Origin of the sequence: Thioalkalivibrio sp. AKL7 (assembly GCF_000381705.1) — a bacterium.
GTDB lineage: Bacteria > Pseudomonadota > Gammaproteobacteria > Ectothiorhodospirales > Ectothiorhodospiraceae > Thioalkalivibrio > Thioalkalivibrio versutus.
Genome location: NZ_KB906947.1, coordinates 147,561 through 161,777 on the forward strand (window position 1 = coordinate 147,561; position 14,217 = coordinate 161,777).

A 14,217-nucleotide genomic window follows, 5' to 3' on the forward strand; every position below is an offset into this window, starting at 1 on the left:
CGGTGCGGGAAGCGAATGATGCCGGTAAGGGGCGTGCATGAAGATCGACTGTTTCAAGGCCTACGACATACGTGGCCGGGTGCCGGACCAGCTCAATCCGGATGTGGTGCGAGCGATCGGGCGCGCCTTCGCCGAGGAGATCCGGCCGGGACGCACGGTCGTCGGGCACGATATCCGCCTTTCCAGCCCGGAACTGGCGCGGGCGCTCACCGAAGGGCTTACGGCGGGCGGGAGTGATGTTGCCGATATCGGCATGTGTGGCACCGAAGAGGTGTATTTCGCCACCGCGCACTATGGGGCCGGTGGCGGGATCATGGTGACGGCCAGCCACAATCCGCTGGACTATAACGGGCTGAAACTGGTTCGCAGCGATGCGCGCCCGATCAGCGGGGATTCCGGGCTGCAGGCGATTCGCGCTCGCGCCGAGCGCGGTGACTTCCGGCCCATGCCCCACGGGCAGGTCCGGCACCTGGATCATCGGGCGGACTACATCTCCCGGTTGCTGGCTTCGGTCGACCGCGAAACCTTGCCGAAACTCAAGGTGGTCGTGAACCCCGGCAACGGGGGGGCGGGGCCGGTGCTGGAGGCCCTGGAGCCGCATCTCCCGTTCGAGCTGATCCGCGTCAACTTCGAACCGGATGGGCGTTTCCCCAATGGCATTCCCAATCCATTGCTGCCGGAAAACCGCGCGGCCACCGCGGAGGCGGTGCGCAAGCACGGCGCCGATCTGGGCGTGGCCTGGGACGGCGACTTTGATCGCTGCTTCCTGTTCGACGCCCAAGGCAACTTCATCGAGGGGTATTACATCGTGGGCCTGCTGGCCGAGGCCTGCCTGGAGGGGCACGCCGGGGAGCGCATCGTCCACGACCCGCGCCTGACCTGGAACACCATTGAGATGGTGTGTGCCGCGGGGGGTGAGCCCATCCAGTCCAAGACCGGACATGCCTTCATGAAGGAGCGGCTGCGCCACGAGGATGGAATCTACGGGGGCGAGATGAGTGCTCATCACTACTTCCGGGACTTCTACTACTGCGATACCGGGATGCTGCCCTGGTTGCGAGTGGCCGAGCTCATGGGCCGACGCGGCCAGGCGTTGGGCGAGATGGTAGCCGAGCGCATGGCGCGCTTCCCCTGCAGCGGCGAGCTGAACTTCGAGGTCGAGGACGCCGCCGCCGCCACCGATCGGGTGATGCAGGCCTACGCGTCGGAAGCCGTGGGGCTGGATCATACGGATGGCGTCAGCCTGGAATTCGCGGACTGGCGCTTCAACCTGCGCAGTTCCAATACCGAGCCGCTGTTGCGGTTGAATGTGGAGACCCGCGCCGATCCGGCCCTGCTGGAACGCCGCGTGGACGAGATTTCACGCCTGATACGGGGGTAAGGCCGATGGAACCTACGCAAAGCCGGACGGAGCTGCAGCCGGTGATACTGGCCGGCGGATCGGGGACTCGGCTGTGGCCGGTATCGCGCAGTCACTACCCCAAGCAGTTCCTGCCCCTGACCGGGGAGCAGACGTTGCTGCAGCAGACGGCCCAGCGGCTGTACGGCCTGGGCGCGTCGGCGCCCCTGGTGCTGGCCAACGTCGAGCATCGCTTCCTGGCGGCCGAGCAGTTGCGGGCGGCAGGTGTGGAGCATGCCCGCATCGTGCTGGAGCCGGAGGGGCGCAATACCGCCCCGGCAATCGCCCTGGCCGCATTGCAGGCGCAGGTGGAAGGGCGCGACCCGTTGTTGCTGATCTTGGCGGCGGACCACCACATCGGTGATCCCGAGGCCTTCCAGGCCGCCGTGGCGCGAGCCATGACGCTGGCGGAGGCGGGCCACCTGGTGACCTTCGGGATCGTACCTACTGCTGCGGAGACCGGTTATGGCTACATCCAACAGGGTGAGTCCCTGGGGGAGGCCGGGGCGCGAGTGGCGCGTTTCGTCGAGAAGCCGGATGCCGCCACCGCGCGCGAGTACGTCGACAGTGGCGATTACCTCTGGAACAGCGGCATGTTCGTGTTCCGCGCCTCGCTGTACATGCAGGAGTTGCAGCGTTTCGAACCGGGCATCGTCGAGGCTTGTCGCGCCGCGCTGGAGGGCGCTCGCGAGGACCTCGACTTCCTGCGGGTGGACCCGGAGGCCTTCGCCGCGGCCCCGAACATCTCGGTGGATTACGCCGTGATGGAGCGCACCGAGCACGCCGCCGTCACACCGCTGGCCGCCGGTTGGAGCGACATCGGCTCGTGGTCCGCTCTGGCGCGCGTGCGTGGTATGGATGAGCAGGGCAACACCCTGCGCGGGGACTGCCTGCTGGAAGATAGCGAGGGCTGCGTGGTGGATGCCGACGGCCTGCTGGTCGCCGGCATTGGCCTGCGCAACCTGGCCGTGGTCGCCACCCGTGACGCCGTACTGGTTGCCGACCGCGACCGCGTTCAGGACGTCAAACTCATCGTGGAGCGCCTGAAAGCGGACAACCGCAGCGAGCACGTCAATCACACGGCGGTTTATCGTCCCTGGGGGTGCTACGAATCCATCGATACCGGGGCGCGCTATCAGGTCAAGCGCATCACCGTGAACCCCGGTGCGCGTCTTTCCCTGCAGATGCATCATCATCGAGCCGAACATTGGGTAGTAGTCAGCGGCACCGCGCGGGTGACCAATGGCGAGCAGAATTACCTGGTCACCGAGAACGAATCGACCTTCATCCCGATTGGCCAGGTTCACTGCCTGGAGAACCCCGGCGCGCTCCCGCTGGAATTGATCGAGGTGCAGTCCGGAAGCTACCTCGGCGAGGATGACATTGTCCGCCTGGAGGACGTGTACGGCCGCGCGTGACCGGGCATCGGGTGGTTCCGGGAATGCTATGATCCGCCCTTTTGGGCGGCGCGCGGACGGGGCGTGGCCTGCGAGCAGGAGTTGGCATGGCCAAAGTGGCATTGATCACCGGGATTACCGGGCAGGACGGGGCCTACCTGGCCGAGTTTTTGCTGGACAAGGGCTACGAGGTGCACGGCATCAAGCGCCGCTCCTCTCTGTTTAATACCGATCGTATCGACCACCTGTATCAGGATCCGCACGAGAGTGATCGCCGGTTCATCCTGCATCATGGCGACTTGACTGATTCGACCTGCCTGATCCGCATCATTCAGCAGGTGCAGCCGGACGAGATCTACAATCTCGCCGCGCAGTCGCATGTCGCGGTCTCGTTTGAGGAGCCGGAGTACACCGCCAACTCCGATGCCCTGGGCACGCTCCGCGTGCTGGAGGCGATCCGCATCCTTGGCATGGAGCAGACCACGCGCTTCTATCAGGCCAGCACCTCGGAGCTCTACGGCAAGGTTCAGGCCACCCCGCAGGACGAGACCACCCCGTTCTATCCGCGCAGCCCGTATGCGGTGGCCAAGCTGTATGCCTACTGGATCGTGGTGAATTACCGCGAGGCCTACGGGATGTATGCCTGCAACGGCATCCTGTTCAACCACGAATCGCCGGTGCGCGGCGAAACCTTCGTCACCCGCAAGATTACGCGCGCCTTGGCCCGCATCAAGCTGGGGCTGCAGGAACGCCTCTATCTGGGCAACCTGGATGCCAAACGGGACTGGGGACATGCCCGTGACTACGTCGAGATGCAGTGGCTGATGTTGCAGCAGGAAACCCCGGACGACTACGTGATCGCCACCGGCGAACAGCACAGCGTGCGCGACTTCGTCGACGCCGCAGCGCGCGAGCTGGGCATGCGCATCGAATGGCGCGGCGAGGGCGTGGACGAGCAGGGCTTCGACGAAAAGGGCCGCTGCATCGTGTCGGTGGACCCGCGCTATTTTCGTCCCACCGAGGTCGAGACCCTGTTGGGGGATGCCAGCAAGGCCAAGCGCGAGCTGGGCTGGGAACCGCGTATTCGCTTTGACGAACTAGTGGCCGAGATGGTGCGCGAGGATCTCAGGAGTGCCGAGCGGGACGAGTTGGTGCGCGACCACGGCTACCGGACCCTGAGTCGCCATGAGTAAATTGCAACGCGTCTTCGTCGCCGGACACCGCGGGATGGTGGGCCGCGCGGTGTGTCGCCAGCTCGAGGACTGGCCGGGGGTGGAACTGCTGACCCGCAGCCATGCGGAGCTGGACCTGACCGATCAGGCGGCGGTCGAGGCCTTCATGCGCGTGGAGCGCCCGGATCGGGTCTACCTCGCGGCGGCGAAGGTCGGGGGCATCCATGCCAACAACACCTATCCGGCCGAGTTCATCCGCGACAACCTCGCGATCCAGACGAACGTGATCCATGGCGCGCACGGAGCGGGCGTGCGGCGGCTGCTCTTTCTCGGGTCCAGCTGCATCTATCCGCGCGAGGCGCCGCAGCCGATCCCCGAGGAGGCCCTGCTGACCGGGCCGCTGGAGCCGACCAACGAGCCCTACGCGATTGCCAAGATCGCCGGCATCAAGCTGTGCGAGAGCTACAACCGGCAGTACGGCACGGATTACCGCTCGGTGATGCCGACCAACCTCTACGGCCCGGGTGACAACTATCACCCGGAGAACAGCCACGTGATTCCCGGGCTGATCCGGCGCTTTCACGAGGCGAAGCGGGCCGGAGCCGGGCATGTGACCGTCTGGGGGAGTGGCACCCCGCGCCGGGAGTTCCTCCACGTGGATGACATGGCGGCGGCCTGTGTACACGTGATGAACCTCGATCACGTGACCTACGCAGAACACACGCAACCGATGCTGAGCCATATCAACGTCGGCACCGGCGAGGATCTAGCGATCGCCGATCTGGCGCGGCTGGTGGCCCGGGTGGTCGGCTTTGCCGGCGAACTGCGTTTTGACACCTCGCGGCCGGACGGGACGCCGCGCAAGCTGCTGGATGTCTCGCGACTCGCGGCGCTGGGATGGAAGGCCCGGATCGAACTTGAAGAGGGCCTCGCGGGAGCTTATGCCGAATTCCTGGAACGCGGCGGGGAGAGGCCGTGACGGACCCCGTGTCGCGTCCAATCCGGGTCAAGTTCCTCTCGACCATGCGCGAGAGCATCTGGCGCCACCAGCTGCCGGACGGTGAAGGGCGGTGGGGAGACTGCGAGTTCATTTTCGATCCCCAGGCGACGGAATACGACTGGCTGGTGGTCTACGACGAGTTTCCCTCGAACACGGGGCGTAATCGGCACTACAGCGAGCAAATGGCCTGCGGGGCCGAGCGCACTCTGCTGGTAACCATGGAGCCGCCGTCCATCAAGTCCTATGGCCGGCGTTTTACCCGGCAGTTTGGTCGCGTGCTGACCTCGCACCCGGAATGGGCCCTCAAGCACCGTCGGCGCATCCATTCCCAGCAGGGGATGCTCTGGTACTACGGTTTCGGCAGTCAGGGCGAGCGGCCGTACAACGAGATGCGGGCGAACCCGCCGTTGGAGAAGACCCGCGAGATCGCCACCATGTGTTCGGCGAAACGCCAGCGCCACACTCTGCACCGGCGGCGCTATGACTTCACCTGGGCGCTGAAGGCCGAGCTGCCAGAACTGGAGATCTTCGGCAAGGGGGTGCAGCCGCTGGATGACAAGGCCGAATGCCTGGATGCGTACCGCTATCACCTCGCGGTGGAGAACTACGTGGGGCCGCATCACTGGACCGAGAAGCTGGCGGACGCCTTTCTCGGCGCGACGCTCCCGTTTTACTACGGTGCGCCCAATGCGGCGGACTATTTTCCGCCGGAAAGCTTCATCGCGGTTGATATCGATGACGTGGAGGGGACGGCGGAACGCATTCGCCGCGCCATCCGCGACAACGAGTATGAACAGCGCCTGCCACACATCCTCGAGGCCCGGCGCCGGCTGCTGGAGGAGTACAACCAGTTCGCCGTGGTCTCGCGGATTATCGAGGCTGCACACGACACCGAGCCGGCTGGTCCCACGGGGCAGTGGATCCATTCCCGCCGCGCCCTCCGGCGCCGCGATCCGCTGGCCGCTTTGGAAGGAGCCTGGGAGAAGGTCAGCCAGCGCATCGGCCACCTCGCCGGACGTACCTGAACTGGCCGCTTTGCGGTTCAGCCGAAGTCGCGGGAGTGGGTGGCGAGTTCGCCGAGCCAGGTGCTGCGGTCGATCAGGTGCTGCACGATCAGGTGGCCGACGCCTTCGCTGTACTGCCACTCGCCGTGGGCCTCCAGCAGGCGGCCGTGCAGGACCTCGGCGCGAAAGTGCTCCACCCGGTCCGGCCAGACGATCAGGTTCAACGTGCCAGTTTCGTCCTCCAGGGTGAGGAATACCGTGCCGTTGGCCGAGCCGGGGCGCTGGCGGGTGATCACCAGTCCGGCGTAGCGGGCCCCGCTGTAGCCGGGCTGTTCGAGTAGCCGGGCGGCGGTGGACAGTCGGTGCTGTTCCAGGAATGGGCGCATTAGCGCCAGCGGGTGCGGGCCCAGGCTCAGGCCCTGGGTGGCGTAGTCCTGCACCAGGTCGTCCACCGCATCCGGGCGGGGCAGCAACGGGGTCACGTCGGCCTCGCGCACGGTCTCGCCCGGACCCTCGGCGAACAGCGGCAGAGGCTCCTCCACCGCCTCGGTCGCCCAGCGCGCCTGGTGGCGGTTACCGGCCAGGCCCTTCAGGGCGTCGGCGCGCGCGAGGCGATTGGCCTGGGCGCGGGTGAGCCTGGCGCGAGCCACCAGGTCCGGCACGTCCGCGAATGGCCGCTCAACGCGGGCGGTGACCACGCGCCCGGCGACGTCGCGGGCCAGCCCGCCGACGCGGTTTAGGCCCAGGCGCAGGGCCAGCGCGTCGCTCCCGGCCAGCGGTTCCACCGTGCACTCCCAGTCACTACAGCGCACATCCACCGGGCGGACCTCCACGCCGTGGCGGCGGGCGTCGGCGACGATCTGCGCCGGGGCGTAAAAGCCCATCGGCTGGCTGTTCAGCAGGGCGCAGGCGAAGATCGCCGGTTCGTGGCACTTGAGCCAGGACGAGACATAGGTGATCAGCGCAAAGCTCGCCGAGTGCGACTCGGGGAAGCCGTATTCGCCAAAGCCGAGGATCTGCTTGTACAGCTGCTCGGCGAATTTCTCCGGATAGCCCCGTTCACGCATGCCCTCCATCAGGCGCTCGCGGTAGCGCGCGAGCTGGCCGGTGCGACGCCAGGCGCCGATCGCGCGGCGCAGCCCGTCCGCCTCGCCGGCGGAGAAACCGGCCGCGACCATCGCCAGCTCGATCACCTGCTCCTGGAAGATCGGTACGCCGAGGGTGCGTCCGAGCACGCGTTTCACCTCTGCGTTCGGATAGCGCACCCGCTCCGGGTGGGCGCGGCGCTTGAGATACGGGTGCACCATCTCGCCCTGGATCGGGCCGGGGCGCACGATGGCGATCTCGATCACCAGGTCGTAGAAGTTCGCGGGCTTCAGGCGTGGCAGCATGCTCATCTGCGCGCGCGACTCGATCTGGAACACGCCCAGGGTGTCGGCCTTCTGCAGCATGCGGTAGACCGCCGGATCCTCGGCGGGGATGTCGGCCAGGCCCCAGTCGCGGCCCCGGTGACGCGCCATCAGCTCCAGCGCACGGCGCACGCAGGAGAGCATCCCCAGCGCCAGCACGTCGATCTTCAGCAGGCCCACCGCGTCCAGGTCGTCCTTGTCCCACTGGATCACGGAGCGCTCAGGCATCGCCGCGTTCTCGATGGGCACCAGTTCGTCCAGCCGGCCGTCGGCGATCACGAAGCCGCCGGTGTGCTGCGACAGGTGGCGCGGGAAGTCGAGCAGCTCGGCGGTCAGCATCTGCCACTGCCGGGCCAGGGCGCCGTCCGGGTCCAGCCCGACCTCGCGCAGGCGCTCGGCGGGGATGCCGTCGTCCCACCAGGCGAGGTTGGCGGTCAGCGCATCCAGCCGTGCACGCGAGATGCCCAGCGCGCGGCCGACGTCGCGCAGGGCGCTGCGGCGGCGGTAGCGGATTACCGTGCAGGCCAGCGCGGCGCGCTCGCGACCGTAGCGCCGGTAGATGTACTGGATCACCTCCTCGCGGCGTTCGTGCTCGAAGTCGACGTCGATATCCGGCGGTTCGCCACGCTCGGCGGAGATGAAGCGCTCGAACAGCATGCTGGAGCGCGACGGATCCACCGCGGTGATGCCGAGGGCATAACACACGGCCGAATTGGCGGCCGAGCCGCGCCCCTGGCACAGGATCCCGCGGCCGAGGGCAAAGCACACGATGTCGTAGACGGTCAGGAAGTACGGCTCGTAGCCCAGCTCGCGGATGATGCCCAGTTCGCGTTCGATCTGTTCCTGCACGTTCGGCGGGATGCCGTCGGGCCAGCGTTTGAGCGCGCCCTTGAGGGTCTCCTCGCGCAGGTAGGCGGACGGGGTCATGGTCTTCGGCAACGGGTCGGTGGGGTAGCGGTAGGTGACCGCGTCCAGCGAGAAGTTGCAGTCCCGCGCGATGGTTACACTGGCCTCAAGCCAGGCGGCGGGATACAGCGCGGCCAGCTCGGCCCGTGGGCGCAGGCAGCGTTCCCCATTGGGGAAGCGTTCATGCGCCGCCTCCGCGACCGTCGAACGCAGGCGCAGGGCGGTCAGCACGTCTTGCAAGGCGCGCCGGCCGCGCCGGTGCATGTGCACGTCGCCGCAGGCGACGATCGGGAGCCCAGTGGCGGTTCCCAGCGCCCGGGCGCGGGCCGGCAGGGTGGCATCTTCGGGGGTACGCAACTGGCTCACGGCCAGGTGGCCCTGACCTGGGGCGGCCCATCCGGACAGCCAGTGGGCCGCTTCGGCGAACGCCGCCTCTGGGCTGTCGGCGTCGACCCGCAGCAGGCTGTGCCAGCCGGCACGGCTCTCGGCGGGCAGGGCATCCAGATCGGCGCGCGTCAGGTGGTAGTGTCCCTTGTCTGCCGCGCCGCGGGCTCGAGTGATCAATCGGCACAGGGTGGAGTATCCCGTGGGATTGCGCACCAGAAGGGTCAGGGCGGGGCCATCGGCAAGCCGGAAGGTCGCCCCCAGGATCAGGTGCAACCCACATTCCTTTGCTGCCGAGTGTGCTCGTACTACACCAGCCAGCGAGGCGATATCGGTCAGCGCCAGCGCGCGATAGCCCAGTGCCTGCGCCCTTTCGACCAGTTCCTCCGGGTGCGAAGCCCCGCGCAGGAACGAGAAGTTGCTGAGCGTCGTCAGTTCGGCATAGGCCGGGGGGGCGCCGGCATGCTTGCGGGTGGGGGGATGGGCTGCGGATTCCATATACTGTCGATATATACAGTATATGGAATCCGTCCCACAATGACCGGGGGGATCGCCAACCCATTACGCTTGAACGCGGTGCCGGGATAACAGGCCACCTGACGAACCTTCGCCGGTTTTTGTAACCGGCTGTGTACACTGGGCCAAAATCCTCATGTATTCGCTGCGTGCCTGGAGACCCCATGCGCTACGTCCTGCTCCCGGTGGTGCTGATTGCCCTGATCTTTGCGCTGGGGAATGTGGTGCTGTTCAATGCGTTGCCGAAACCCGACCGGCTGAAAGAGCCGCTGGCGCTGGAGTACGGGACTTCGTCGGAGCAGTTCCGGCGGGACATGGGCCTGCTCCTGCAGCAGCCGATCGTGAGCGGCAACCGCATTGACCTGTTACAGGACGGCGAGGCCATCTACGCGGCCAAGATCGAGGCGATCGAAAACGCCGAGCATTCGGTCACCTTCGAGGTATACGAGTACTGGGGCGAGCAGGCGGCGATCTTCTCCGAGGTCCTGGCGCGTGCGGCGGAACGCGGGGTTCGGGTGCATGCCATGCTGGATTTCATTGGTTCGCGCGATGCTGACCCGGAGATGTTCGAACGCATGGAAGAGGCCGGGGTGGAGCTAGTGCGCTGGCGCGAGCCGTCCTGGTACCAGTTGTCGCGCTTCAATCACCGCACCCATCGCAAGCTATTGGTGGTGGACGGTCATACCGGTTTCATCGGGGGAGCCAACGTAGCGGATCCCTGGATTGACGGTGACGACCGCGATGGCTATCGCGACAACCACTTTCGCATTCAGGGCCCGGTGGTCGGCAATCTGCAGGCGGTGTTCCTGGAGACCTGGCTGGACGCCACGGGGCGGATGCCCACCGGCGCGGCGTATTTCCCCGAGCTGTCCGAAATGGGGGATCGCGACGCCCAGATGGTTAACAGTGCCCCGCGCGAGGGGCGTCACCGGGTGCGCCTGATGTTTCTGCATGCCATTGCCGCGGCGGAAGAGCACATCACGATCGGCACGGCCTATTTCTATCCCGATCCGCGGTTCCTGGAGGTGCTGGAGGAGGCGGCCGACCGGGGTGTCCGTATTCGCGTGCTGGTCCCGGGCGACAGCATGAACTTCGGTTTCTTCCGTCATGCATCGGTTAATCGCTGGCGGCCGATGCTCGAATCCGGGGTGGAACTGTACGAGTATCATCCGCGCATGTACCACTCCAAGCTGATGGCGATCGACGACCGCTGGGCCAGTATCGGCTCCGCGAATCTGCACAACCGGTCGTTTCGCCTGAACGACGAGGCCAACCTGAACATCTGGGACGAAGGCTTCGCCCGCGAGATCCGCGAACTGATCGAGGTGGACAAGGCCGATGCCGAGCGCCTGACCATCGAGGACTGGGAGAACCGGCCGCTGCGGCGCCGCCTGGCGGGGTGGATCACGCACCTGATTGGTCCCTATCTTTGATGCACCATTTCGACCCCCACGGCAGGAGCACGCCATGACATCCCCCACGGCCGGCCAGACCCCTTCGCTCGACATCGGGGTCATTCATCTGCCCGAGGGCGGGGCGATTGGCATGACTCGCTGCCCCGGCAAGCGGCCGGATGGAACGAGTTGCGCGGCGCAGGACGTGGAGGCGGATCTGGCGGCGCTGTGGGACTGGGGTGCGAACGTACTCGTGACCCTGAATCAGGGGTCCGAGCTAACTGATCTGGGTGTCCCGGGTCTCGGGAAGAGCGTTCAGGCGGCGGGGATGCGCTGGCTGCATCTTCCGATCGGCGACATGGCCGCTCCCGATCAGCCCTGGGAAGAGGGCTGGCAGGATGTCGGGCCGCAGGTCCACCAGCGGTTGCGGGCCGGCGAGCGCGTGGTGTTCCACTGCGGGGGTGGTCAGGGCCGTGCGGGCACCATTGCTGCCCTGACCCTCATCGAACGCGGGCTTGCGCCGGAGGCGGCCATCCGGGAGGTCCGGTCGGCCCGTCCCGGCGCGATCGAAAGCCCCGACCAGGAACGCTACCTGCGCAGCTTGCCGCGCACGGACTGAGGTGCGTTTCAGGAGTGGTTCAACGGCCGCGCGACGATAAAGGCATCCGCGAGCGTATCCCTTTCCTGTGCCTCGAGGGCGGCCATCGCGGCTGCGCGCGAGTCGAACAGGCCGATGCGAACCCGGTAGCGTTCGGAGGCCGGCTCGGGTCCGTCCACGACCTCCAGCCGGCTGGCAAGCCCGCGGGCCCTGAGGGTCCGGTTCAACTTCCGGGCGTTTTCCAGTTCGGTGAATACGCCGGCCTGGATGGAATACAGCTCCTCGGGTGCGGAGGCGTCTTCGCTCCGCTCATGCTGGCGTTGCGGCGTGGGTTCCGCCAGCGACGGCTCCTGGCTTTTCCCCTCAATGCGGCCGGAATGGCGAGCCGGCGAGAAGAGTGGCAATGCGGTGTCATCGCCGGCGCGGGTCGACAAGGGTGCCGGGGTATCCAGCCAAGACGCGCGGGCGCGTCCGGATTCCGGCGCCGAGCCCGTGTTCTCGGTTGCCGGCGATTCGGGCTCGGCGCCAAGCGGTCCGGGGGCCCCGATCGCGGCGCCCGAGAAGACACCCAGAATGAACAGCAGGACCGTGGCCAGCGGGGTGCCCAGCACCAGGAGGAACAGTTGGCGTCGGGTAAGGAACAGATTGATCATCTTGTGACCCTCCTTGGCAATCTTTGCCTTTTCGTCATCGAGGGGCGGGTCCTCCGTCGGGCGACGGAAAAATGACGTTTCCGCCCTCTTGTAGCGACATGCAAAGAAGATGCCAGTTATGGGTCGGGCCGGGAGGCGAGAGGTTCGTGGAAGACTGTCTGCTTGGGTGCGATGATGCGCGCAGGGCCTGGCGAGGGTTCTTACGGCCCTTGTCCCTGCCGCGCTGCCCTACCGGTCCTTGGCGAGAAGCCTGATGCGAAGTGCGATCTACGATCTCCTGATCCTGCGACTGACCGCCCGCTGGTATGCGGAGGCCCTGGAGCGGATGCCCGATGGCGCGCGAGTGCTGGATGTGGGCATCGGCACGGCGGGGGCATTGCTGGCCAATGCCGAGCGGGCGCGGCACAAGCAGTTGCACCTGACCGGGATCGATATCGATGGCGACTACGTCCGGCGGGCGCGGCTCCGGTTGCAGGAATCAACCCTGGCCGACTGCGCCGCGGTCTTTCGGGAATCCGTGTACGACCACGCGGGTGGTCCCTACGACGTGGTGTACTTTTCCGCGAGCTTCATGCTGCTGCCCGATCCGGAACAGGCCCTGCGCCACTGCAAGCGGCTGCTCGCGCCAGGCGGCCGGTTCCTGTTCACGCAGACCATCCAGCACCGCCCCGTGCGCTGGGTCGAGATCCTCAAGCCCCTGCTGCGACGGATCACGACCATCGATTTCGGGCACGTGACCTACGAGGCTGATTTCTGCGCCCAGCTCGCGGCCGCGGATCTGGTGGTGGAGGAATGGAGCGTGATAGCGACCCATGGGTCGCGCGCTTCCTGCCTCGTGGTGGCGTGCCCGGCGAGCGGGGGCGCCGGATCAGGCAGGGGGCTTGCGCGCCAGGATCATGTAGTTGACGCTCATGGATCCTGACAGCCACATCCGGCGGTTGAGAGGATTGACCCTGACTCCCGTCTGCGTCACGGGCTCCAGGCCGTCCCGTGCCAGTAGGTCCCGCGTTTCCCGGGGCGTGACGAACCGCTTCCACTGATGGGTGCCCCGGGGCAGGATGCGGAAGAGGTACTCGGCTCCGACAATCGCCACCACGAACGAGACCGGATTGCGGTTGATCGTGGCCACGAAGGTGTGGCCGCCGGGGCGGAGCATGCGATTGACGCTCCCCATGAACGCGGGCAGGTCCGCCACGTGTTCGACCACCTCCATGTTGAGGATCACATCGAAATCTTCCCCGCGCTCCGCGAGGGCCTCCGCCGTGTTGACCTCGTAGTGGATGTCGAGGCCTTGCTCGTCGGCGTGATGCCGTGCCGCGGCGATGTTGCGGTCGACGACATCCACCCCTAGCACGTTCGCGCCCAAGCGGGCCATGGCCTCGCTCAGCAGGCCGCCGCCGCAGCCGATGTCCAGCATGCGCAGGCCGGACAAGGGGTGCTCGGCTTCCGGGTCCCGTCCGAGCGAGTGGCAGAGCTGATGGCGTATATAGTCGCTACGCAGGCGGTTCAGCACGTGCAGGGGCCAGAGCCTGCCATCCGGTTGCCACCACATCTCGGCGAGGGCGCGATAGCGCTCCACCTCGTTCGGATCGACGGTTCGGTCGCGTTCCACATCCGGAGAATTCATTGGCTGCACGGCTCACCATGGTTGTGAAGGTTACTTTCGGACCACGCGCTCCCGTTTTTGATCGCACCCGGCCAGGATCGATGCGATGGTGGCCGTTCGTCAGCAGCGGGCCGAGGTCGATCGAATGGGGCAGACGATCATCGGGGTGGACCTGTCCGGCCCCGGCAGTGCCGCGCATACCTCCGTCGCCGTGTTCCGTGAACAGGGTGGGGCGCTCGTTCTGTTGGAGCTGGTGGCGGGAGCCAACGACCAGGCGATCCTCGACCGTGTATCCGCGGGCGCGATTGTCGGGCTGGATGCGCCCCTGTCGTATTCGCCCACCGGAGGCAGTCGCACATCCGACCAGTCCCTGCGACGCGTGGCGGTCGAACACGGTTTGCCGGCCGGAACCGTCATGGCCCCTTCCGCACCGCGCATGGCCTACCTGACGCTGCGGGGCGTGGCGGTCAGCCGCATGCTCCGCAGCGAGCGCCCGGACGCCCGGGTGGTGGAGGTACACCCCACGGTGGCCATGGCCCTGAGAGGCGCCACGATTGCGACCTTGAAGGCCATGAAGCGCACGTCGGAGGCGCGACGGGAGCTGCTGGCCTGGCTGGAGCGGAAGGGCCTCAGTGGGGTGCGCGATCTCGATCGGGCCAGCGACCATTCGGTGGCGGCTTGTGCCGCGGGTCTGGCGGCCTGGCAGTGGAGCCAGGGCAAACCCGCCTGGATCTACCCGGCCGAGCCGCCGCAGCATCCTTTCGACTTCGCCTGCTGAC

The 14,217-nt window shown here is 66.8% G+C and carries 12 protein-coding genes; 9 read left to right on the plus strand and 3 right to left on the minus strand.

The genetic code is table 11. The features are described 5' to 3' along the window. The first annotated feature begins 37 nt into the window (after positions 1-37). The 5 genes from G315_RS0100675 (at position 38) to G315_RS0100695 (ending at position 5,993) form a co-directional block, all read left to right on the plus strand. Positions 38-1,381 carry a phosphomannomutase/phosphoglucomutase gene (locus tag G315_RS0100675; protein WP_019611665.1) on the plus strand — a complete coding sequence of 448 codons (1,344 nt, stop codon included), beginning with the start codon at positions 38-40 and terminating at the stop codon, positions 1,379-1,381. A gap of 5 nt (positions 1,382-1,386) precedes the next feature. After that, complete coding sequence (locus G315_RS0100680; protein WP_026338789.1) at positions 1,387-2,817, plus strand: mannose-1-phosphate guanylyltransferase/mannose-6-phosphate isomerase; 1,431 nt, start codon at positions 1,387-1,389, stop codon at positions 2,815-2,817. Positions 2,818-2,903: 86 nt separating this feature from the next. Beyond that, positions 2,904-3,989: a GDP-mannose 4,6-dehydratase gene (gmd, locus tag G315_RS0100685; protein ID WP_018145793.1), complete on the plus strand. Its 1,086-nt coding sequence runs from the start codon at positions 2,904-2,906 to the stop codon at positions 3,987-3,989. Continuing rightward, complete coding sequence (locus tag G315_RS0100690; RefSeq protein WP_026182115.1) at positions 3,982-4,947, plus strand: GDP-L-fucose synthase; 966 nt, start codon at positions 3,982-3,984, stop codon at positions 4,945-4,947. Before gmd ends, G315_RS0100690 begins: the two co-directional genes overlap by 8 nt. Beyond that, complete coding sequence (locus G315_RS0100695) at positions 4,944-5,993, plus strand: glycosyltransferase family 10 domain-containing protein (protein WP_019611667.1); 1,050 nt, start codon at positions 4,944-4,946, stop codon at positions 5,991-5,993. The genes G315_RS0100690 and G315_RS0100695 overlap by 4 nt, the downstream gene beginning before the upstream one ends. A 17-nt stretch (positions 5,994-6,010) precedes the next feature. Here the strand turns inward: G315_RS0100695 and G315_RS0100700 are convergent, their stop codons facing one another. Continuing rightward, a complete protein-coding gene (locus tag G315_RS0100700) occupies positions 6,011-9,169 on the minus strand; it encodes an error-prone DNA polymerase (protein WP_019611668.1) in 3,159 nt (1,052 codons plus the stop codon). Positions 9,170-9,351: 182 nt separating this feature from the next. Here G315_RS0100700 and G315_RS0100705 point away from each other — a divergent pair, with 182 nt between their 5' ends. Beyond that, positions 9,352-10,620 (plus strand): phosphatidylserine/phosphatidylglycerophosphate/cardiolipin synthase family protein, encoded by a 1,269-nt coding sequence (locus G315_RS0100705; RefSeq protein ID WP_018145789.1) that lies wholly within the window; start codon positions 9,352-9,354, stop codon positions 10,618-10,620. Between the two features lie 34 nt (positions 10,621-10,654). Then, positions 10,655-11,200, plus strand: coding sequence for a cyclin-dependent kinase inhibitor 3 family protein (locus G315_RS0100710; protein WP_018145788.1), 546 nt, complete (start codon positions 10,655-10,657; stop codon positions 11,198-11,200). An 8-nt stretch (positions 11,201-11,208) separates the two neighbouring features. Here G315_RS0100710 and G315_RS0100715 read toward each other — a convergent pair whose 3' ends face one another. After that, positions 11,209-11,832 carry an SPOR domain-containing protein gene (locus G315_RS0100715; protein ID WP_019611669.1) on the minus strand — a complete coding sequence of 208 codons (624 nt, stop codon included), beginning with the start codon at positions 11,830-11,832 and terminating at the stop codon, positions 11,209-11,211. 253 nt (positions 11,833-12,085) lie between these two features. Between G315_RS0100715 and G315_RS0100720 the strand changes: the two genes are divergently transcribed. Further along, positions 12,086-12,754, plus strand: a complete 669-nt coding sequence (locus G315_RS0100720; protein ID WP_019611670.1) for a bifunctional 2-polyprenyl-6-hydroxyphenol methylase/3-demethylubiquinol 3-O-methyltransferase UbiG — start codon at positions 12,086-12,088, stop codon at positions 12,752-12,754. On the opposite strand, the gene ubiG is transcribed toward G315_RS0100720, so the two are convergent. Continuing rightward, a complete protein-coding gene (gene ubiG / locus G315_RS0100725) occupies positions 12,701-13,459 on the minus strand; it encodes a bifunctional 2-polyprenyl-6-hydroxyphenol methylase/3-demethylubiquinol 3-O-methyltransferase UbiG (protein ID WP_038034546.1) in 759 nt (252 codons plus the stop codon). The two genes, G315_RS0100720 and ubiG, sit on opposite strands and share 54 nt — an antisense overlap. A gap of 85 nt (positions 13,460-13,544) precedes the next feature. On the opposite strand from ubiG, the gene G315_RS0100730 reads away from it, so the two are divergent. Beyond that, on the plus strand, positions 13,545-14,216 hold the full coding sequence (locus G315_RS0100730; protein WP_019611672.1) for a DUF429 domain-containing protein: 672 nt from the start codon (positions 13,545-13,547) through the stop codon (positions 14,214-14,216). Position 14,217 lies beyond the last annotated feature (1 nt).

What these genes read in the sequence shown, in the direction of transcription:
- G315_RS0100675 (WP_019611665.1), top strand. Translation starts at nt 38, where the DNA reads ATGAAGATCGACTGTTTCAAGGCCTACGACATACGTGGCCGGGTGCCG.
- G315_RS0100680 (WP_026338789.1), top strand. Translation starts at nt 1,387, where the DNA reads ATGGAACCTACGCAAAGCCGGACGGAGCTGCAGCCGGTGATACTGGCC.
- gmd (WP_018145793.1), top strand. Translation starts at nt 2,904, where the DNA reads ATGGCCAAAGTGGCATTGATCACCGGGATTACCGGGCAGGACGGGGCC.
- G315_RS0100690 (WP_026182115.1), top strand. Translation starts at nt 3,982, where the DNA reads ATGAGTAAATTGCAACGCGTCTTCGTCGCCGGACACCGCGGGATGGTG.
- G315_RS0100700 (WP_019611668.1), bottom strand. Translation starts at nt 9,169, where the DNA reads ATGGAATCCGCAGCCCATCCCCCCACCCGCAAGCATGCCGGCGCCCCC.
- G315_RS0100705 (WP_018145789.1), top strand. Translation starts at nt 9,352, where the DNA reads ATGCGCTACGTCCTGCTCCCGGTGGTGCTGATTGCCCTGATCTTTGCG.
- G315_RS0100710 (WP_018145788.1), top strand. Translation starts at nt 10,655, where the DNA reads ATGACATCCCCCACGGCCGGCCAGACCCCTTCGCTCGACATCGGGGTC.
- G315_RS0100715 (WP_019611669.1), bottom strand. Translation starts at nt 11,832, where the DNA reads ATGATCAATCTGTTCCTTACCCGACGCCAACTGTTCCTCCTGGTGCTG.
- G315_RS0100720 (WP_019611670.1), top strand. Translation starts at nt 12,086, where the DNA reads ATGCGAAGTGCGATCTACGATCTCCTGATCCTGCGACTGACCGCCCGC.
- ubiG (WP_038034546.1), bottom strand. Translation starts at nt 13,459, where the DNA reads ATGAATTCTCCGGATGTGGAACGCGACCGAACCGTCGATCCGAACGAG.
- G315_RS0100730 (WP_019611672.1), top strand. Translation starts at nt 13,545, where the DNA reads ATGGTGGCCGTTCGTCAGCAGCGGGCCGAGGTCGATCGAATGGGGCAG.